Genomic DNA, 19,529 nt, shown 5'->3' on the forward strand with positions numbered 1-19,529 from the left:
CTCAGCCCTCCAGCCCGGTCACGAGCGCGGCCGCGTGACGGCGCGCCCACGATTCAGCAGCCACGACATCGTCCAGATCCCGGGGGTCGGCGGACCACTCGTCCGCCGCCTCGACCGTCGCTGCGACCACGTCGACGATCTCGGTGAAACGGATACGCCCGTCGAGGAAGGCCGGCGCGGCCTCCTCGTTGGCGGCGTTGAAGACAGCCGTGCGCAACCCGCCCGCCGCCCCTGCGGCACGCGCCACGGAGATCGCCGGGAACGTCACCTCGTCGACGGGCTCGAACGTCCAGGTGTGCGACCGCGAGAAGTCCAGGGGCGTCGACACCCCCGCGATCCGCGTCGGCCAGCCCAACGCCAACGCGATAGGCAATTTCATCGACGGCGGCGATGCTTTGGCCACTGTCGCGCCGTCGACGAAGGTCACCGCCGAATGCACCACCGACTGGGGATGGACCGTCACGTCGATCCGGTCATACGGCACCCCGAACAGCAGGTGCGCCTCGATCAGTTCGAGGGACTTGTTGACCAGGGTCGCTGAGTTCAGCGTGATCATCCGGCCCATCTCCCAGGTGGGGTGCCGGAGGGCCTGCGCCGCTGTCACGTCCGCTAGTTCCGCACGACTCCGGCCACGGAACGGGCCACCCGATGCGGTGAGCACGAGCGAAGCCACCTCGTCGGATGTGCCGGCACGTAGGCACTGGGCCATCGCCGAGTGCTCCGAATCGACCGGGACGAGCTGCCCGGGCGCGGCCCTGCCCGTCACGAGCGCCCCGCCGGCGACGAGCGACTCCTTGTTCGCGAGCGCCAGCCGGGCGCCGGTGTCCAGTGCGGCGAGGGTCGGCCCGAGACCGATCGACCCGTCGATCCCGTTGAGGACGACATCGGCCTCGACCTCACGGACGAGCCTTGTGGCGGCCTCCGGGCCGTCGAGCACCCTGACCTCGGGGAACTGTGCCCGGACCTTCTCCGCGGCGATCGGATCCGACACCGCGACGGCCTCGGCCCCGGTACTGCGGATCTGGTCGGAGAGCAGGTCCACGCGGCCACCGCCCGCGGCAAGACCCACCACCAGGAAGCGGTCGGGGCCGGACTCAGAGGTCACCTCGAGGGCCTGGGTACCGATCGATCCGGTACTGCCGAGGACGAGAACACGCGTGGTCACCCTGCCATTGTCCACATCATCGGTGCCTGGTGCCGCATCGCGGCACCAGGTGTGTGGGGCGACACGGGCGGGTTACCCGTCGGCCGCCCGACCCGGTGTGACAAACTGGGTCCGATGTCGGCGGCCCGCGGGGCTGCCAGCGAGCCGTGAGGAGAACCGGGGAGCATGAGCGCGGACGGACACACCAGTGCAGAGGTCGTCGTGGACGGGGTCAGCTCGCTCGACGAGCCGTCGGTCGAGTGGGGCTGGCACAAGCACAGCGCGAAGGTCGGCTGGGCGGTGGGAGGCTTCTTCGTCCTGTTCCTGCTCGGCATGCTCTTCGGCAACCACATCGGCAACGTCGAGAACATCTGGCTGGTCGCGATCGCCGCGTTCCTGCTGATCTGGATGATCCTCTCGCTGCGCCCCAAGAAGGACACCTACGCCAAGTCGCACAAGGTCTTCTCGGTCCCCGCGGACCACTACGCCGTGGCCGGCGGTGTGGCCACCGGCGCCATCGCCGCCTCCGGCACCAACTGATTCCGGAACCACACCCGGCTGACGAGGGCCGCCCCGCTCGAAGCGGGGCGGCCCTTGTTCTGGTCGCTGAGGCGGCGGCGTGTCACTCCTCTGCGGCGAGCTGGCCGCAGGCGGCCGCGATCTCCTGCCCCCGTGTGTCACGGACGGTGCAGGACACGCCCGCTGCACGAACCGCCTCGACGAACGCATCCTGCTGATGCCTGGGGCTGGCGTCCCACTCACTCCCCGGGGTCGGGTTCAGGGGGATGAGGTTCACGTGCGCCATCGCGCCCAGGCGCTGCGCGAGGAGACGGCCGAGCATCTCGCCCCGCCATGTCTGGTCGTTCACGTCACGGATCAGCGCGTACTCGATCGATACGCGACGACCGGTCGCATCCGCGTAGTGGCGGGCGGCGTCCATGACCTCCGAGACCGGCCACCGGTTGTTGACCGGCACCAGCGTGTCGCGCAGCTCGTCGTCCGGAGTATGCAGCGACACGGCGAGGGTGACCTGCAGGCCTTCCTCGGCGAGCCGGTGGATGGCCGGAACCACGCCGACCGTCGACACCGTGACCGCGCGCTGGGAGAGCCCGAATCCCGACGGAGGCGGCGAGACGATACCCCGTACCGCGGTGAGCACCCGCTTGTAGTTGGCCAGCGGCTCCCCCATCCCCATGAAGACCACGTTCGACAGGCGGCCGGGACCGCCCGGGATCTCGCCGTCGCGCATAGCCCGGGCGGCCACCCGGACCTGGTCGAGGATCTCCGCCGCGGACAGGTTGCGTTGGAGGCCGCCCTGCCCGGTCGCGCAGAACGGACATGCCATGCCACATCCGGCCTGGCTGGAGATGCAGACCGTCGCCCGATCCGGGTACCGCATCAGCACACTCTCCACGAGCGAACCGTCGTGGAGCTTCCACAGTGTCTTACGCGTGGTGCCCTCGTCGGTGGTGATATGCCGCAGTGAGGACGTCAGGGGCGGAAACAGCTCGTCCGCGACCCGATCGCGCAGGCTGGCGGGGAGGTCGGTCATCTCCCGCGGGTCCGCCTCGAGACGACCGAAGTACTGATTTGCCAGCTGCTTGGCGCGGAACGCCGGGACCTCCAACTCCGCCATCGCCTCCGCCCGACCCTCGGCGTCGAGGTCCGCGAAGTGACGAGGGGGCAGCCCGCGGCGGGGCGCATCGAAGACGAGGGGAAGTGGTTCAGCCATGATGCGGCCATTGTGTCAGAACCGAGGCCGGACGACACGCCGAGTGGCGGTGCTCACGAGCGCCGGGAACGCTTACAGTTCACCTATGACCACGCGTTCACACGACCCTGCCGACGCCGGCAACACCGAGTCGTCCCCCGAGACGGCCGTGGTGCCCGCCGAGAATGCAACCGCCGACGTGCCCGCGCCGTCGGCCCCGGAGGCGACCGATCACGATCGCCTCTCGCCTCAGGCCGTGCCCGACAGCGCGGCGGGCAGGCTCGGATCGGCGTGGGTCGGTCTGGTGCTGGGCGCGTTGGTCACGATTCTCCTGCTGATCTTCATCGCACAGAACACCACCTCGACGGACGTGCAGTACCTCGGTCTGCATTTCAGCCTGCCGCTGGGTGTCCTGATCCTGTTCGCCGCGATCGCCGGCGCATTGATCATGGCCCTGTTCGCCGGGTTCCGGATCCTGCAGCTCCGGATGCGGGCGCGCAAGGCCCGGAAGCTCTCGGCGCGATCCCGCTGATGTCGCTGGTCGGCCGCGCGGAACGACAGTCCGGCCGGCCGAAGTGTCCGCTATGTCGGGACGACGAATGTGAAGACGATCCAGACCACCACCGCGCTGGGCAGAACGGAATCGAGGCGGTCCATGAACCCGCCGTGACCCGGCAACACCGTCCCCATGTCCTTGATCCCGAGGTCGCGCTTGACCTGGGACTCCACGAGATCGCCGAGGGTCGCGGTGAACACCGCGAGCACGCCGAGGAGGATGCCCTTCCAGATGTCGTCGTCGAACAGCAGCCACACGACCAGCGCACCGCCGACCATCGCGAGGATGAGTGAGCCGGCGAAGCCCTCCCAGGACTTCTTCGGACTGATGGCGGGCGCCATCGGGTGCTTTCCGAACAGCACGCCGGCGATATAGCCACCGACGTCCGAGCACACCACGAGCAGGATGAGCGCGATGACACGTTGCGCGCCGTACTCACCGTCCGAGAGCATCGCGCCCAGGCATCCCGGCACGGCGATCCAGACCAGGACGAACACCGTGACCGAGACGTCCCGTAGATAGTTCTTCGGAGCGATGTCGAGGCCGCCCATGAGCAACCGCCAGACCAGCACCACCACCGCCGTGGCCGCGAAAGCCGCGAAGGCCCCGGTCGCGCCGATCAGGAAACCTGACCACACCATCGCCTGACCGCCGAGGAGCAGTGGAACGAGGGGCAGCGTGAACCGGGCCTGACGGAGGCGTTTGAAAACCTCCCACGTCCCGATGGCCACGGCTCCGCCCGCGACCAGATACCACGCCCGCGGATTGAACGCGATACTGGCGATCACGAGGGCACCGAGCCCGATCCCCACCGGGATCGCCCGGGTCAGGTCGCGGCCGGCGCGGGACGGGGGCGCCGCGGCCGCGGCAGTGGGCCCGGGCGGGCCGGACGGAGCGTCATCCACGGCGTACTCCTCGACTGTTGTGGTGGTTGAACGGCTGGCGGAGAACCCGGGAGGGGTCAGACCTCCATCAGTTCGGCTTCCTTGCCCTTCACGATCTCGTCGACCTCGGCCACGTAGCGCTGCGTGACCTTGTCGAGCTCCTTCTCCGCGGCGTTGACCTCGTCCTCGCCCGCCTCGCCGTCCTTGTCGATGCGCTTGAGCTCATCCATCGCCTTGCGGCGCACCCCGCGAAGCGCGATGCGACCGTCCTCCGCCTTGGCCTTGGCCTGCTTGACCAGGTCCTTGCGGCGCTCCTCGGTGAGCTGCGGGACGGTCACGCGGAGCACCTGGCCGTCGTTCGTCGGGTTGACGCCGAGGTCCGAGTTACGGATCGCGTTCTCGATGGGGCCCATCTGCGACATCTCGTACGGCTTGATGATGAGCATGCGGGGCTCCGGGACCGTGATGGTCGCCATCTGGGTGATAGGTGTCATCGTTCCGTAGTACTCGCACATGACCCGGTTGAACATGCCCGGATTCGCACGACCGGTGCGGATGGCGGAGAGCTCGTCGCGGACGTGCTCGATCGCCTTCTCCATCTTCTCCTCGGCCTCGAGCAGGGTGTCGTCGATCATCTTCGTCTCTTTTCGTTCGTGTCGGCTGGTGGGTGCGTGGTCCTACTGCGGCCGGGTCAGGCCGGGCTGCTCACCAGGGTCCCGATCTGCTCACCGGCCACCGCGCGGGCGATATTGCCCTCGGTGAGCATGTTGAAGACCAAGATCGGCATGTTGTTGTCCATGCAGAGGCTGAACGCTGTGGCGTCCGCGACCTTGAGACCCTGCTCCAGGCACTCACGGTGCTCGATGCGGGCGTACAGCTCGGCATCCGGGTTCGTCCGCGGATCATCGGAGTACACACCGTCGACGGCCTTTGCCATGAGCAACACGTCCGCCCGGATCTCCAGCGCCCGCTGGGCGGCGGTGGTGTCGGTGGAGAAGTAGGGCATGCCCATGCCGGCACCGAAGATCACGACCCGGCCCTTCTCGAGGTGCCGCTCGGCGCGCAGCGGGATGTACGGCTCCGCCACCTGACCCATGTGGATGGCCGTCTGCACCCGCGTGGAGATGCCCTCCTGCTCGAGGAAATCCTGGAGGGCCAGGCAGTTCATCACGGTGCCCAGCATCCCCATGTAGTCGCTCCGGGCGCGGTCGAGTCCGCGCTGCTGCAACTGGGCGCCACGGAAGAAGTTGCCACCACCGATCACGATCGCGATCTGGGCCCCGGTCCTCGAGACCTCTGCGATCTGGCGCGCGACGGACTGCACGACGTCCGGATCGATGCCCACGCCACCGCCGCCGAACATCTCGCCACCCAGCTTGAGCATCACACGCTTGTACCCGTGCAGCGGGTCGGTCATCGTTCTCCTCGTCCCGGGCGGATCGAGCCCGTGTCGCGCGTCGACGCTCCTGACACCGTGTCGTCGAGGAGCTGTCCGGCCCATGGTGGAGCCGGGTACATTCTGCCCTATCCGCACGCCCTCCACAGCGCAGCCCGCCGGAGGCGGGCGCACCCGGTGGGCACGACGAGCGACGGCGGCACCCGATCCCCGGGTACCGCCGTCGCTGGTTCACCGCACGAAGCGGCTCAGGCGCGGGTCAGGCCTGACCGACCTCGAAGCGCAGGAACGAGGTGACCTTCGCGCCGGCCTCCTCGAGAAGCGCACCGACGGTCTTCTTGCTGTCGGTGACGGAGGCCTGGTCCAGGAGGCAGACGTCCTTGTAGAAGCCGTTGAGCCGACCCTCGATGATCTTGGGCAGTGCCTGCTCCGGCTTGCCCTCCTCGCGGGCGGTGGCCTCGGCGATCTCGCGCTCCTTGGCGACGACGTCGGCGGGGACCTCGTCACGCGAGAGGTACTGGGCCTTGAGCGCGGCGATCTGCATCGCGGCGGAACGGGCGGCGGACTCGGCGGCCTCGCCCTCGCCCGAGTAGGCGACCAGGACGCCGACGGCCGGCGGCAGATCCGACGAACGCTTGTGCAGGTAGACGGCGACGGGGCCGTCGAGCTTGCCCACGCGACGCAGGACGAGCTTCTCGCCGGACTTGGCGGAGAAGGCGACGACCGCGTCGGCGACGGTGGTGCCGTCCAGCTCGGCGGCGTTCAGCGCGTCGAGATCGGAGATGCCCTGGGCGGCGGCCACGCCGACGATCTTGTCGGCGAGCGCGATGAACTCGGCGCTCTTGGCGACGAAGTCGGTCTCGGAGTTGAGCTCGACCATGACGCCGTCCTTGACGGCGACCAGGCCCTCGGCGGTGGCGCGCTCGGCGCGCTTGCCCACGTCCTTGGCGCCCTTGATGCGCAAGACCTCGACGGCCTTGTCGAAGTCGCCGTCGGTCTCCTCGAGAGCCTTCTTGCAGTCCATCATCCCGGAGCCGGTGAGCTCACGCAGACGCTTGACGTCGGCAGCGGTGTAGTTCGCCATTGTGGGGCGACCCTCCTTATAGGGGTTGGATGTGTCGTGAAAAGTAGTCGCGTCGGTCGGCGGACGAATCCGCCTCCACCCTAGACGCCGAAGCGCCGATGGAGACCGGTTCCCACCGCCGGTGACACGTCGGGCCCGGCCACCCGGGGACCCCCGCGAGGGGTCATGGGCGGCCGGGCCCGACATGTCTCGAGCTGGTGCCTGAGGATCAGACCTCGGTGGCGGGCGCCTCGGGGGCGGCCTCCGCGGCGGGCGGCTCCGCCACGGGCGACTCGGTGCCGGTGATCTCGGCGGGGGCCTCGGCGGCCTCCGGAGCGGCGGCCTCGCCGGTGACCTGGTCGAGCTGCTCGGTCTCCCACTCGGCGAGGGGCTCGGCCTGGTCGCCGGTGGTCTTGCCGGCCTGCGAGCGGGCCTTGAGGCCCTCGGCGACGGCGGAGGCGATCACGCGGGTCAGCACGGTCACCGAGCGGATCGCGTCGTCGTTCGCCGGGATCGGGTAGTCGACGACGTCCGGGTCACAGTTGGTGTCGAGGATCGCGACGACCGGGATGTTGAGCTTGCGGGCCTCGCCGACGGCGATGTGCTCCTTGTTGGTGTCGACGACCCACACCACCGAAGGAACCTTGGTCATGTCACGCATACCGCCGAGCGTGCGCTCGAGCTTGTTCTTCTCACGCGTGAGCATGAGGATTTCCTTCTTGGTGCGACCCTCGAAGCCACCCGACTGCTCCATCGACTCGAGCTCCTTGAGGCGCAGGAGCCGCTGGTGCACGGTCTGGAAGTTGGTGAGCATGCCGCCCAGCCAGCGCTGGTTGACGTACGGCATCCCGACCTTGGCGGCCTCCTCGGCGATGGCCTCCTGGGCCTGCTTCTTGGTGCCGACGAACAGGACGGTGCCGCCGTGGGCGACGGTCTCCTTGACGAACTCGTACGCCTGGTCGATGTACGTCAGGGTCTGCTGCAGGTCGATGATGTAGATGCCGTTGCGGTCGGTGAAGATGAACCGGCGCATCTTCGGGTTCCAGCGACGGGTCTGGTGACCGAAGTGAGCACCTGCGTCGAGCAGCTGCTTCATGGAGATAACTGCCATGATGGGTTGAGGGCTCGTCCGGCTTGGAAGCAGCCGGACCGCGAGGCCCTCGTCCTCGCTTTCTGAATCTGTATCGGGTTACGCCCTTCAGCCGGGTGGCCTCGGGCCCTGGTGTCCGCGCCGGACCTCACCCCTGAACAGCCAGGGGCACCAACTGGTCCGTCGTCCGGAGGGTCCGTGATCCAGGGGATCACGGGTCCGGATGCTCCACCCGCGGGCGGGGCAGGACACGCGAAGTCAATCGACTGCAGAGTCGACCGCACCGGGAAGCATATCCGGTGGTGCGTCTGTCCGCCAAGACGGCGACGGCGACGAACACCTGTGGATGGTCGTCGAGTTTCTCCACACCCGGCGCCGGGACTCTCGCGCCGCGCCCCGGGACACGCTCCACTGGGGTCATGGGAGACGAGCGAGGCGTACCGGGAGCCGTGCGGATGGACCGTGCCGGAGCCACAAGGGCCGGCGCCGCCGCGGTGGGGGTGGCGGTGGCGGGGGTTCTGCTCGCCGCTGTGCTGCCCCACCCCGCCGCGCCTGCCGCCCCGACGGTGCGGTTCCGCAGCCCCGTCCCGGGCCCGGCGGTCCCGGTGACCGGCTTCGATCCCCCCGAACACCGCTGGCTCGCCGGGCATCGGGGCGTCGATCTGGCGGCCGAGCCCCTGTCGCCCGTGCTCGCGCCGGCACCCGGCACCGTGCTGTTCGCGGGGTCGGTGGGTGGAAAGCCGGTGCTGTCCCTGGATCATGGCCACGGCCTACGGACCACCTACGAACCGGTGACGGCGAGTGTCCTGAAAGGCGATGAGGTCTCGACGGGCCAGACGGTCGGGCACCTCGTCGCGGGACACCCGGGGTGCCCCATGGAAGCGTGCCTGCACTGGGGCGCACGCGTCGCTTCGGGGAACCCGGGAGGTGACGACGACGACTACGTCGACCCACTGTCGCTGACACTCGTCTCGGACCGGCCGATCCGACTCAAGCCCACCCGTCCCGGGGACGGCGAAGCCTGATCACTGCGCCGGGCCGCGCCTGCCTTACTCGCCCTTTCCCCCGCCCCGGTCTCATGCCCGCGGGTGGGCTCCGCGGTACGCGGCGCGGAGGCGATCGGCCGAGACATGGGTGTAGATCTGCGTGGTCGCCGGCGTCGAATGCCCCAACAGTTCCTGGACATGGCGCAGGTCGGCGCCGCCCTCGAGGAGGTGTGTCGCCGAACTGTGCCGCAGGGCGTGCGGCGAGACCCTGGGCGATCCCGGGGTCACCGCCGTCACCTCGTTGACGATCCGACGTGCGGCCCGCGGGTCGAGCCTGCCGCCCCGGGCCCCCAACAGCAGAGCTGGTCCGGAACGGTCGGTGGCAAGAGCTCGTCGCCCCGCGTCGAGCCAGAGCCGCAATGCGGCCTCGGCCGGGCGGCCGTAGGGAACAGAACGTTCACGGCCACCCTTGCCGAGTACCCGCAGCAGGCGTCGTTCCCGGTCGAGGTCGTCCACGTCCAGTCCGCACAGCTCGGCCACCCGGATCCCGCAGGAGTACAGGAGTTCCACGACGAGCTGGTCCCGTAGGGCGATCGGGTCGCCCTCCGCCGCCCCGAGTTCAGTCGTCCGGAGCACCTCGGCGGCCTGGGCGGTCTGCAGCACCTCCGGAAGGTGGCGCTGCGCCTTCGGTGCTTCGAGGCGGGCGGCGACATCCGTCGGGACGAGTCCCGTCCGGCTCGCCCAGGTGCTGAATGATCGCGCCGCCGCCACCCGCCGCGCGACGCTCGAGCGCGCCGCCCCGGCGGAGACCTGTTCGGCGAGCCACCCCCGGAGGGCGGGCAGGGTGAACGCCCCGGCGAGATCGGCTGCGCAGGCCGGGCCCCCCGGCTCGGTCGAGAGCCGGGACAGCAGCGCTCGCGCGTCGGAACGGTAGGCGCGGACCGTCGCCTCGGAGCGGGACCGGCCGGCGCGGAGATGGTCGGCGAAGTCGTCCAGGACGGGTTCGAGCGCGGGAGGCACTTCGCGACCGACCGCCCCTTGTGAACCCATGCGTCCCATGAGTCCCATCATCACCCCACCCGCGATCGCACGCAAGAAGAACGCCGCGGGCTTCGCGCAGCCATCACCGGCCGGCCCCGCTGGCGCCCGGTCAGCCCACCGACAGGCTCATCTGCACGCCGCCCCCACCGGATCGTCGCCACCCCTGCGGCCCCCGGACCGCCGCTCCCGTCGACATCAGTCGACCCAGTACCGCCCGGGTCGTACTCGGCGGGATCCCCGCCGACGCCGCGACCTCGGCCGGTGCCACACCACCGGTGGTCGGTAGGGCCTCCAGCACCCGCCGGGTCACGTCATCCAGTCCGTCCCAGGTCGAGGTGCCCCCGGACGGTGGCGCCGCCGTCTCCCCCATATCGCCGGCCAACTCCACCACGTCGGCCGTCCGTCCGATCAACACGGCTCCGCGATCGCGGATCAGCAGATGGGTCCCGACCGATGCCACCGACGTCACAGGACCCGGTATCGCGCCGACCGGCCGCTCCAGCGCCGCCGCCCACGCCGCGGTGCTCAGGGCCCCGCTCCGTGCGGCCGCCTCCACCACGATGGTCGCGGATGTCAGGGCCGCGATGATCCTGTTCCGGTCCAGGAACCTGTACCGGGTCACGCCGGTCCCCGGGGGCTGTTCCGAGATCACCGCCCCGGTTTCCGCGATCTGCCGGAGCATGGAGTCGTTCCCCCGGGGGTACAGCCGGTCCACGCCTCCTGCCAGAACCGCGATGGTCACCCCTCCCGCCCCCAACACGGCACGGTGCGCGGCGGCGTCGATCCCGAACGCTCCCCCGGAGACCACGGTGAAGTCCTCGGCCGATACCCCGGCGGACAGGTCCGCGGTCACCGCCCGCCCGTACGCGGTGGGTGCGCGGGTTCCGACCACCGCCACCGACCGACCCAGCGCCGTGGCCGGATCGGCGGGACCACGCCACCACAGCCCCAGCGGCCGTAACGCCGTGGGCACCCCGCCCGTGCCATCGCGCCGTCTCCCCCGTGGTCGATCGAGGGGCGCGAGCAGCCAGTCCGGCCAGCCGGGATCGCCCGGCACCAGCAGCCGTGCCCCCGACCTGTGGGCGTCATCCAGAAGTCCGGCCCCGTCGACCACGTCTCGTCGTGCCTCGGTCTGATCGGCCAGCCCCTCGGGCACCTGCTTCCTCCGGATCCGGTCGCGGGCCTCGACCGGCCCGACCGTGTCCACCAGGTCCCAGAGTTGTGCGGTGGGCCTCTCCGTCACTGCACCCAAATAGGCGTACGCCGCGCGGACCTCATCCGTCGCCGGGACCGCCGTCTCGAACAGCCCTGCCATCAGTCCTCTCCTCTCAGCACCATCGCCTCGGCGACATGCGATTCGGTGGGCACGACGGCCCCCTCCAGGTCCGCGACCGTCCACGCCAGACGGAGACACCGATCCACACCACGTGGAGACAGGACACCGTGGGCCAGCGCACGGTCAAGCGGGCGGAGGGCACGCCTGTCCAGCGCCTTCAGTGATCGCAGGACCCGCCCGGGCACGCCGGCGTTGGCCGCGGCGCCGTTCGCCTCCGCGCACCCCGCCCACCGATCGGCGGCGGCGGCCCTCGCCGTCGTCACCCTGGCCCGCACGACCGCGGTGTCCTCGATCTCCCCCACCGCGAACAATCCCGAACCGACCGGCAGAGTCCGCGCGGCGATATCGATCCGGTCCCGCAGCGGACCGGTCAGAGCCCGCCCGTAGCGGCGGCGCGCGTCAGGCGAGCAGGTGCAGTCGTCCGGCCTCGCGGCGCCACAGGGGCAGTCGTTCGCGGCCATGACGAGTTGGAACCTCGCGGGAAAGACCATGATCCCGTCGCTCCGGGCGATCCGTATCTCGCCCTCCTCCAGCGGTGTCCTGAGGCTGTCGAGCACGCGGCCGGAGAACTCCGCACATTCATCGAGGAACAGCACTCCCCTGTGCGCCAGCGAGACCGCCCCGGGGCGCGGTGTGGTGGACCCGCCGCCGACGAGCGCCGCCGTCGACGCGTCGTGGTGTGGGGCGACGAACGGCGGACGGCGCAGCAGCGGGTCCCGGGAGGAGAGCTTGCCCATGACCGAATGGATCGCGGTGGCCTCGAGCGCCGCCTGCTCGTCCAGATCGGGCAGCAACCCGGGGAGCCTGCGCGCCAACATCGTCTTGCCCGTCCCGGGGGCCCCGCGAAGAAGAACCGCGTGGCCGCCGGCCGCCGCGACCTCGATGGAACGCCGGCAATCGTCCTGGCCCACCACCTCGGCCAGGTCGGAGTCATCACCGTCCGCGACGCCCCGCGGCGCTGCCGCCTCCGAGACCAGATCCCCTGAGCCGCGGCACCAGACGGCGATCATCGCGAGCGAGTCCGCCCCGGCCGTGGCGATTCCCCTAACGAGACGAGCCTCTGCCAGGTTCGCCCCCGGCACGATCGCCCGTTCCAACCCGGCCTCCCGCGCAGCGAGGACCGCGGGAAGGACGCCTCTCACGGGCCTGATGCGCCCGTCCAGTGCGAGCTCCCCCACCAGCAGCGTCCCCTCGAACGCCCCGGCCGGGAGTTCGCCCGACGCGGTGAGGACCCCGATCGCGAGCGGGAGATCGAAGCCTGAGCCCCGTTTGGGGACCGCCGCAGGCGACAGTGAGAGCACGACCCTGCCCGGCGGCCAGGTGAGGCCGGAGTTGACGACCGCGGCCCGGACCCTGTCCCTGGCCTGCAATACCGCCTTGTCCGGAAGACCCACGATGCTCACCGCCGGCAGCCCACGGCCCACATCCGCCTCGACCTCGACCAACTGTCCACCGACCCCCTGGAGGGTGACCGCCCACGTGCGTCCGAGCGCCACTGTCACATCACGTCCTCGAACAGCTCCAGCCGCGGACGATCGGACTCGGACAGGTCCACCCCGACGACGTCGAAGCACACCTGACGCCACCCGCCCGGGTTGGCTGCGAGCCAGTACTTCGCCACCATGCGAACCTGGTGCTGCTTGGCCGGTGTGACCGACTCGGCGGGGGTGCCGAAGCCCGGGCCCGTACGGGTGCGCACCTCGACGAACCGGAGACGACCCGCGGCGTCGAGCACCACCAGATCGAGCTCCCCGGCCGCACACCGCCAGTTGCGTGCCAGGACCTCGGCGCCCCTGGACCTCAGGAGCGATTCCGCGTGCTTCTCCCCCGCCCTCCCGATCTGTTGCCGCCGGTCCGGCCTGCGTCGCCCGGACGTCCCCGCCCTCCGGCTCCCGTCCCCCTCGTGACCCGCCATCGCCCGCCCCTCCCGGCGACCCGGCCCACCCGGGTCCGCCGGGGATCACCCTGCCGGACGCAGACGACCCGGCCCGCCGGATGCGGGCCGGGTCGGAGACGGTCTGTGGAGAGTCCGGGGCCTGTGGACAATCGCCCCGGATGCCTACTCGGGAAGGCGGAGCTCGGGCTTGTCCAGCTCCTCGATATTGACGTCCTTGAACGTCAACACGCGCACGTACTTGACGAAACGCGCAGGTCGGTACATGTCCCACACCCAGGCATCGGACATGCGGACGTCGAAGTACACCTCGCCGTCAGCGGACCTCGGGATGAGTTCAACGGCGTTGGCGAGGTAGAAGCGGCGCTCCGTCTCGACGACATAGGTGAACTGCCCGACGATGTCGCGGTACTCGCGATAAAGCGAGAGCTCCATCTCGGTCTCGTAGTTCTCCAGATCCTCGGCGCTCATCTCGTGCTCCTCGAATGCGCCTGCGCGGCGCGACGGACGTTGGCGTACGACATGCGATGGATGTCGCTGGGACCGAGTTCCTCGATCGCCCTGGCGTGACGTGCGGTCCCGTATCCCTTGTGGGAGGCGAACCCGTAGCCCGGGTACCGCGAGTCGAGGTCCACCATAATCCGATCACGCGTCACCTTCGCGAGGACACTCGCGGCGGCGATGGATGCGACCACCGCATCACCCCCGATGACCGCCGTGGACTGGCACCCGAGCCCGTCGACGGCGAACCCGTCCGTGAACACGAAACCCGGAGACGGATCCAGCCCGGCCACCGCGCGACGCATCCCCTCGAGGTTGCAGCGGTGGATCCCCCGCGCATCGATGTGCTCCGGGTCGATCACCACCACAGACATCGCCACCGCACGGCGCATGACCGCGTCGTGGAGTCGTTCACGGGTGGCGGGCGAGAGCTTCTTCGAATCATCGAGGTCCGCGAGTTCGGGGTGTAACCGGTCTCCGAGAACACACGCCGCGACGACGAGAGGGCCGGCGCAACAACCCCGGCCCGCCTCATCGACCCCGGCGGCGGGACCCAGACCGCGACGTGAGACGGCCGCCTCGAGAGCCAGACGACCAGCCCTGCGGGTCACCCGCGCGCGGTCCGGCAGGGCCGGCCTGAGACCGACCGGCCTCACCCGACGCTGATGTCCGGGGAGGAGACCGTCCCGATCCGGTTGAAGGGCAGGATGATCGCCTGGACCTTGCCGATGATGTTCTCGCCCGGCACCGTCCCCTGGAACTCGTCGCCCATGTGGAAACGCGAGTCGGCCGAGTTGTTCCGGTTGTCACCCATCACCCAGTAGTTGCCCTCGGGCACCGTGATGGGCCCGAACGCACAGTTCATGGGATTGCGGTTCACCGTCGGATCCTCGTTGAGGTACGGCTCGTCCAGCGGCTGACCGTCTACCAGCAGCCGGCCGTCCGGGGAACATCCGCCCACCGTCTGGCCGCCCACGGCGACGACGCGCTTCACGAGGTCGTTCTGGTCGGGCGGGACGACGCCGATGACGCCGCCGATGTTCTCCAGGGTGCGGATGACGGGATTGTCCGATCGGATCGACTGGTAGCCCTGGTTCCAGGAATCCGGCCCCTTGAACACCACCACATCGCCGGGCTCCGGGTCACCGAACCGATAACTGATCTTGTCGACGAAGATCCGGTCCCCGGTGCATCCCACGCAGCCGTGGAGCGTGGGCTCCATCGACTCGGAGGGGATCTGGTACACCCGCCCCACGAAGGTCTGGAACACGAAGACCAGGACGAGCGCGATCACCACCAGCAGGGGGATCTCTATGTACCAGGGCTGGCCCTTCTTCTCGACGCCGCGAGCCGGGGCCCCGTCTTCACGGGGCCCCGGCTCGGCGGGGTCATGTCCAGGCGATTCGGTGCTGCTCACCCGGACGAGCGTAGTCGATTCCCTGCCACCGTCGGCGGCCGAGTAGGACTCGCTCTACGCGATCAGCGCTTCTCCTTGATCTTCGCGGCCTTGCCGCGGAGAGCACGCAGGTAGTACAGCTTGGCGCGACGGACGTCACCGCGCACCAGCACATCGATCCGGTCGATGTTCGGCGAGTGCACCGGGAAGGTGCGCTCGACGCCGACGCCGAACGAGACCTTGCGGATGGTGAAGGTCTCGCGGACGCCGCCGCCCTGGCGACGGATCACGACGCCCTTGAAGACCTGGATACGCTCCTTCGTGCCCTCGATGACCTTGACGTGCACGTCGAGCGTGTCGCCGGCCCGGAACTCGGGGATGTCGTCCCGCAGGGACTTGTTGTCGATGAAATCGAGAGTGTTCATTGATGTTCCTTGCATGTCAGGAATGAGGACAGAGGACCCTGGCGCCCACCGTGTAGGTGGGACAACCGGTTCGTGCCCCGGATCAGCGCGACCGACGACGGGCGTGCAGGACGCCCGGAAGGTCAACCTCGCTAGTGTGCCATCACTGGTGCGCACGCCCCAAATCAGGGCTGCGGTGGCGCCCATCCGAGCTCGGCGAGCAGGGCCAGATCCGGTGTGTCCAGTTCGGCGCGGGCCAGCAGCTCCGGTCGCCGCTCGGCGGTCCGGCGCAGCGACTGGTCCCGACGCCAGCGGTCTATCCTGGCGTGGTTTCCTGACTTGAGCACCTCCGGAACCGCGCGGTCCCGCCAGACCTCGGGCCTGGTGTACGAGGGCCCCTCGAGCAGGCCGTCGGAGAAGGAGTCCTCCTCGTGGCTGCGGCGATTGCCCAGAACCCCGGGCAGGAGGCGGACGACCGCCTCGGCGATCACGAGTACGGCCACCTCTCCCCCGATGAGGACGTAGTCGCCGATGCTGACCTCGTCGACGTCCATCGTCTCGGATGCCTCGTCGACCACACGCTGGTCGATCCCCTCGTAGCGCCCACACGCGAACAACAGGTGTCGCCGGCGCGCGTAGCGATGGGCGTCGGACTGGGTGAATGGTCGGCCAGCGGGGGTGGGCACGATCAGCAGCGGCCGGTCGTCCCCTCGGGTGTCCGGGTGCGGCACGGGGACGAGATCGTCCAGTGCCTCGCCCCACACGGTGGGGCGCATGACCATGCCGGGGCCACCGCCGAACGGGGTGTCGTCCACGGATCGGTGGACGTCATGCGTCCAGTCACGCAGGTCGTGTATCCCCACTTCGACGATCCCGCGGTCGACGGCGCGGCCCAGCAGGGCCAGCCGGAGCGGGGCGAGGTACTCGGGAAAGACGGTGACGACGTCGAGTCGCAGCGCCGGGCCGGCCCCACCACGTTCGTCGGCGGCGGTCATGAGCTGCCCAGTTCGAGCAGTCCTTCCGGCGGATCGATCACACACGTGCCCCCGGCGAGATCCACTTCCGGGACCATCTCCGTCACGAATGGCACCAGCGCGTCGGACCCGTCGGCGAGACGGATGCCCAGCAGTTCGCCCGCGGCGGTGTGCACGACCTCGACGACCTCACCGAGGCGGTCGCCCGAGGTATCGAGCACACGGAGTCCGAGCAACTGGTGGTCGTGGAACTCGTCCGGGTCCTGTGGGTCAGGAAGCGCCCCGGAGTCGACGAGCAGCAGCATGCCGCGCAGCGCGTCGGCGGTGTCCCGGTCCCCCACCCCTTCGAGACGCACGAGAAGCCGCCCGGAGTGACTCCGGGCGGCTTCGATCGTCACGTCACGATCCGCCGTGTTGTTGCCACGGCCGGTGCGGCCGACGAGACGGCTCGCGGGGGCGAACCGCTCCTCGGGGGAGTCGGTCCGCACCTCGACCACGAGCTCGCCTCGGACGCCGTGCGATTTGACGACGCGTCCGACGACGAGCTCCATGGTGTCCTTGTCCTCGGGCTACTGGCGGGTCAACGGTCGGTGTCGACGACGTCGACACGGATTCCCGGGCCACCCACAGCGGTGACGATGGTCCGGATCGCCGAAGCGGTGCGACCACCACGGCCGATCACCCGACCGAGATCGGACGGGGCGACCGTCACCCGGATCACGGCGCCGCGCCGGCCACCACTCGACCGCACGGCCACCGCGTCGGGATCCGACACGATGCCGCGGACGAGATGGTCGACGGCGTCGACAACCATGTCGTTCATCAGACTCAGGCCTCTGCGGACTCGGCCTCGGCGGCCTCGCCCTCGGTGGACTCGGCCGCAGCGGCCTCCTCCGCCTTCTTGGCCTCTTCGGCCTTCTTGGCCTTCTCGGCCTTGCGCTTGGTGGTGATGGCCTCGGCGGACGGCTCGCCCTGGGCCTCCTCGAGCGCCTTGTTGAACAGGTCCAGCTTGCTGGGCTTGGGCTCGGCGACCTTCAGGGTGCCCTCGGCGCCCTCGATGCCCTTGAACTTCTGCCAGTCACCGGTCAGCTTGAGCAGCTGCTCGACGGCCTCGGTCGGCTGGGCGCCGACGCCGAGCCAGTACTGGGCGCGCTCGGAGTCGATCTGGACGAAGCTGGGCTCCTCCTTGGGACGGTAGAGACCGATGGTCTCGATCGACCGGCCGTCACGACGGGTGCGGGCGTCGGCCACGATCACGCGGTACTGCGGGTTGCGGATCTTGCCGAGGCGGGTGAGCTTGATCTTGACGGCCATGTGGGCGTCTCACTTTCTGTTGCAGGTCACGTGGCGATTCAGCGACGCCCGCACTGGTTGCGGGGCCCGGTTTCGCCTTGCGGGTGACCGCCGGTCGGCACGGAACCCGCGCTTGGGCGCGTGGTTCCACCGGTGACGGCGTCCGGCGGACCAGTCTAGACCGCCGTGCCGCCGGGGCACCAATCGCCCCGCCCGGCGCAGCAGCGTGTGTCAACGCTTGGGGAACTTCAGGTCGTTGATGTCGATCCCCTCGAGGCCGGGCGGGAGCTGATCCAGTCCCGGCGGCATCTGCGACAGGTCGGGCATGCCCTGAGGCATACCGGGCATACCGGGCGGCATACCTGGCATGCCGCCCGGCATCATCCCGCGGTTCTTGGGCGGTGTGGGGCCACGCCCCTTCTTGCCCTTCTTGCCCTTGCGCTGGTTCTTGCGGCCAGCGCCCGGCATGCCCATCTGGCCGGCCATCCGGCTCATCATCTTGCGGGCCTCGAAGAAGCGGTCCACGAGTTGATTGACGTCGGTCACGGTCACGCCGGAACCCTTGGCGATGCGCTGGCGGCGGGACCCGTTGATGACCTTCGGGTTGGCCCGCTCCTCCGGGGTCATACCGCGGATGATGGCCTGGATGCGGTCCAGGTATTTCTCGTCGATGTCGCCGACGGCGGCCTTCATCTCCTTGCCGCCCGGGAGCATGCCGAGCAGGTTCCCGATGGGCCCCATCTTCCGGATCATCAGCATCTGGTCGAGGAAGTCCTCGAGGGTGAGCTCGCCCGAGCCGATCTTCGCGGCGGTCTTCTCGGCCTCCGTGGCGTCGAAGACGGTCTCGGCCTGCTCGATCAGCGAGAGCACGTCGCCCATTCCGAGGATGCGGCTCGACATCCGCTCCGGGTGGAAGACGTCGAAGTCCTCGAGCTTCTCGCCGTCGGAGGCGAACATGATCGGGGTGCCGGTCAGCTCGCGGACGCTGAGCGCCGCACCGCCTCGGGCATCGCCGTCGAGCTTGGTGAGGACGACGCCGGTGAAGCCGACTCCCTCACGGAACGCCTCGGCGGTGATGACGGCGTCCTGACCGATCATGGCGTCCAGGACGAAGAAGGTCTCGTCCGGCTGGACGGCGTCACGGATCCCCCGCGCCTGGGCCATCAACTCGTCGTCGATACCGAGTCGACCGGCGGTGTCGACGATCACGACGTCGTGCATCTTGGCGCGGGCGTGTGCGAGTCCGCGCTGGGCCACGGAGACGGGTTCCTGGACCCCCACGACCTCGCCGTCACCACCGACGGAGGTGCCGGGGTGCGGCGCGAACACCTGGACCCCGGCCCGCTCACCGACGATCTGCAGCTGATCCACCGCGCCGGGGCGCTGCAGGTCGCACGCCACGAGCAGCGGGGTGTGGCCCTGGCCCTTGAGCCAGTGTGCGAGCTTTCCGGCGAGGGTGGTCTTACCCGCGCCCTGGAGGCCGGCCAGCATGATCACGGTCGGGGGCTGCTTGGCGAACTCGATCCGCCGCGCCTCACCGCCGAGGATCGCCGTGAGCTCGGCATCGACGATCTTGACGACCTGCTGCGCCGGGTTGAGCGCCTCGGACACCTCTGCGCCCTTGGCCCGCTCCTTGACCCGCGAGATGAAGGCGCGGACGACCGGCAGGGCGACGTCCGCCTCGAGTAGCGCCAGCCTGATCTCGCGCGCCGTGGCGTCGATGTCCGCGTCACTGAGCCGGCCTTTGCCACGGAGGTCCTTGAGCGCACCTGTGAGGCGGTCGGACAAGGATTCGAACACGGCAACAGCTCCCTGGTTCGCGGCCCGGGACGGAGAACCCCGGTGTCGTCGGCGACGACT

The 19,529-nt window shown here is 69.7% G+C and carries 23 protein-coding genes; 3 read left to right on the forward strand and 20 right to left on the reverse strand.

Translation table 11 applies throughout. The features are described from left to right. Position 1: 1 nt before the first annotated feature. Complete coding sequence (gene dxr, locus ACWGLC_RS06085) at positions 2-1,165, reverse strand: 1-deoxy-D-xylulose-5-phosphate reductoisomerase (protein ID WP_452099033.1); 1,164 nt, start codon at positions 1,163-1,165, stop codon at positions 2-4. 165 nt (positions 1,166-1,330) lie between these two features. Here dxr and ACWGLC_RS06090 point away from each other — a divergent pair, with 165 nt between their 5' ends. Then, positions 1,331-1,684 carry a DUF2631 domain-containing protein gene (locus ACWGLC_RS06090; protein ID WP_452099034.1) on the forward strand — a complete coding sequence of 118 codons (354 nt, stop codon included), beginning with the start codon at positions 1,331-1,333 and terminating at the stop codon, positions 1,682-1,684. Between the two features lie 82 nt (positions 1,685-1,766). Here the strand turns inward: ACWGLC_RS06090 and rlmN are convergent, their stop codons facing one another. Then, positions 1,767-2,876, reverse strand: coding sequence for a 23S rRNA (adenine(2503)-C(2))-methyltransferase RlmN (gene rlmN, locus ACWGLC_RS06095; protein WP_452099035.1), 1,110 nt, complete (start codon positions 2,874-2,876; stop codon positions 1,767-1,769). Positions 2,877-2,961: 85 nt separating this feature from the next. Here rlmN and ACWGLC_RS06100 point away from each other — a divergent pair, with 85 nt between their 5' ends. After that, positions 2,962-3,387 carry a lipopolysaccharide assembly protein LapA domain-containing protein gene (locus tag ACWGLC_RS06100; protein ID WP_452099036.1) on the forward strand — a complete coding sequence of 142 codons (426 nt, stop codon included), beginning with the start codon at positions 2,962-2,964 and terminating at the stop codon, positions 3,385-3,387. A 50-nt stretch (positions 3,388-3,437) separates the two neighbouring features. Here ACWGLC_RS06100 and ACWGLC_RS06105 read toward each other — a convergent pair whose 3' ends face one another. The 5 genes from ACWGLC_RS06105 to rpsB form a co-directional block, all read right to left on the reverse strand. After that, positions 3,438-4,316 carry a phosphatidate cytidylyltransferase gene (locus ACWGLC_RS06105; protein ID WP_452099037.1) on the reverse strand — a complete coding sequence of 293 codons (879 nt, stop codon included), beginning with the start codon at positions 4,314-4,316 and terminating at the stop codon, positions 3,438-3,440. A 56-nt stretch (positions 4,317-4,372) separates the two neighbouring features. Further along, positions 4,373-4,930: a ribosome recycling factor gene (gene frr / locus ACWGLC_RS06110; protein WP_230928769.1), complete on the reverse strand. Its 558-nt coding sequence runs from the start codon at positions 4,928-4,930 to the stop codon at positions 4,373-4,375. A 56-nt stretch (positions 4,931-4,986) separates the two neighbouring features. Next, positions 4,987-5,712, reverse strand: coding sequence for a UMP kinase (gene pyrH, locus ACWGLC_RS06115; protein ID WP_230928768.1), 726 nt, complete (start codon positions 5,710-5,712; stop codon positions 4,987-4,989). A gap of 238 nt (positions 5,713-5,950) precedes the next feature. Then, positions 5,951-6,775 carry a translation elongation factor Ts gene (gene tsf, locus ACWGLC_RS06120; RefSeq protein WP_230928767.1) on the reverse strand — a complete coding sequence of 275 codons (825 nt, stop codon included), beginning with the start codon at positions 6,773-6,775 and terminating at the stop codon, positions 5,951-5,953. A gap of 208 nt (positions 6,776-6,983) precedes the next feature. Beyond that, on the reverse strand, positions 6,984-7,865 hold the full coding sequence (gene rpsB / locus ACWGLC_RS06125) for a 30S ribosomal protein S2 (RefSeq protein WP_452099038.1): 882 nt from the start codon (positions 7,863-7,865) through the stop codon (positions 6,984-6,986). A gap of 398 nt (positions 7,866-8,263) precedes the next feature. Here rpsB and ACWGLC_RS06130 point away from each other — a divergent pair, with 398 nt between their 5' ends. Continuing rightward, positions 8,264-8,869, forward strand: a complete 606-nt coding sequence (locus ACWGLC_RS06130; RefSeq protein WP_452099039.1) for a M23 family metallopeptidase — start codon at positions 8,264-8,266, stop codon at positions 8,867-8,869. 51 nt (positions 8,870-8,920) lie between these two features. Here the strand turns inward: ACWGLC_RS06130 and ACWGLC_RS06135 are convergent, their stop codons facing one another. The 13 genes from ACWGLC_RS06135 to ffh all read right to left on the reverse strand — a co-directional run bounded on the left by ACWGLC_RS06135 (position 8,921) and on the right by ffh (position 19,469). Next, the gene (locus ACWGLC_RS06135) at positions 8,921-9,880 is read right to left on the reverse strand and encodes a tyrosine recombinase XerC (protein ID WP_452099076.1); all 960 of its coding nucleotides are present in this window, start codon (positions 9,878-9,880) and stop codon (positions 8,921-8,923) included. A gap of 100 nt (positions 9,881-9,980) precedes the next feature. Continuing rightward, positions 9,981-11,186 (reverse strand): DNA-processing protein DprA, encoded by a 1,206-nt coding sequence (dprA, locus tag ACWGLC_RS06140; protein WP_452099040.1) that lies wholly within the window; start codon positions 11,184-11,186, stop codon positions 9,981-9,983. Beyond that, a complete protein-coding gene (locus ACWGLC_RS06145) occupies positions 11,186-12,703 on the reverse strand; it encodes a YifB family Mg chelatase-like AAA ATPase (RefSeq protein ID WP_452099077.1) in 1,518 nt (505 codons plus the stop codon). Before ACWGLC_RS06145 ends, dprA begins: the two co-directional genes overlap by 1 nt. A 2-nt stretch (positions 12,704-12,705) precedes the next feature. Continuing rightward, positions 12,706-13,122 (reverse strand): YraN family protein, encoded by a 417-nt coding sequence (locus ACWGLC_RS06150; RefSeq protein WP_452099041.1) that lies wholly within the window; start codon positions 13,120-13,122, stop codon positions 12,706-12,708. A gap of 144 nt (positions 13,123-13,266) precedes the next feature. Next, complete coding sequence (locus tag ACWGLC_RS06155; protein ID WP_007632861.1) at positions 13,267-13,572, reverse strand: DUF2469 domain-containing protein; 306 nt, start codon at positions 13,570-13,572, stop codon at positions 13,267-13,269. Further along, a complete protein-coding gene (locus ACWGLC_RS06160) occupies positions 13,569-14,213 on the reverse strand; it encodes a ribonuclease HII (RefSeq protein ID WP_452099042.1) in 645 nt (214 codons plus the stop codon). The genes ACWGLC_RS06155 and ACWGLC_RS06160 overlap by 4 nt, the downstream gene beginning before the upstream one ends. Before the next feature lie 41 nt (positions 14,214-14,254). Then, complete coding sequence (lepB, locus tag ACWGLC_RS06165) at positions 14,255-15,019, reverse strand: signal peptidase I (RefSeq protein WP_452099043.1); 765 nt, start codon at positions 15,017-15,019, stop codon at positions 14,255-14,257. 62 nt (positions 15,020-15,081) lie between these two features. After that, positions 15,082-15,423, reverse strand: coding sequence for a 50S ribosomal protein L19 (gene rplS / locus ACWGLC_RS06170; protein WP_230928760.1), 342 nt, complete (start codon positions 15,421-15,423; stop codon positions 15,082-15,084). Between the two features lie 164 nt (positions 15,424-15,587). Continuing rightward, on the reverse strand, positions 15,588-16,397 hold the full coding sequence (gene trmD / locus ACWGLC_RS06175; RefSeq protein WP_452099044.1) for a tRNA (guanosine(37)-N1)-methyltransferase TrmD: 810 nt from the start codon (positions 16,395-16,397) through the stop codon (positions 15,588-15,590). Next, on the reverse strand, positions 16,394-16,927 hold the full coding sequence (gene rimM / locus ACWGLC_RS06180; RefSeq protein WP_452099045.1) for a ribosome maturation factor RimM: 534 nt from the start codon (positions 16,925-16,927) through the stop codon (positions 16,394-16,396). The genes trmD and rimM overlap by 4 nt, the downstream gene beginning before the upstream one ends. 29 nt (positions 16,928-16,956) lie before the next feature. Then, positions 16,957-17,199, reverse strand: coding sequence for an RNA-binding protein (locus ACWGLC_RS06185; protein WP_230928758.1), 243 nt, complete (start codon positions 17,197-17,199; stop codon positions 16,957-16,959). A gap of 5 nt (positions 17,200-17,204) precedes the next feature. Continuing rightward, positions 17,205-17,690: a 30S ribosomal protein S16 gene (gene rpsP / locus ACWGLC_RS06190; RefSeq protein ID WP_295653159.1), complete on the reverse strand. Its 486-nt coding sequence runs from the start codon at positions 17,688-17,690 to the stop codon at positions 17,205-17,207. Between the two features lie 210 nt (positions 17,691-17,900). Beyond that, positions 17,901-19,469 (reverse strand): signal recognition particle protein, encoded by a 1,569-nt coding sequence (gene ffh, locus ACWGLC_RS06195; protein ID WP_452099046.1) that lies wholly within the window; start codon positions 19,467-19,469, stop codon positions 17,901-17,903. Positions 19,470-19,529: the final 60 nt, after the last annotated feature.

The sequence above is a fragment of the Dietzia sp. NPDC055877 genome (assembly GCF_053615975.1).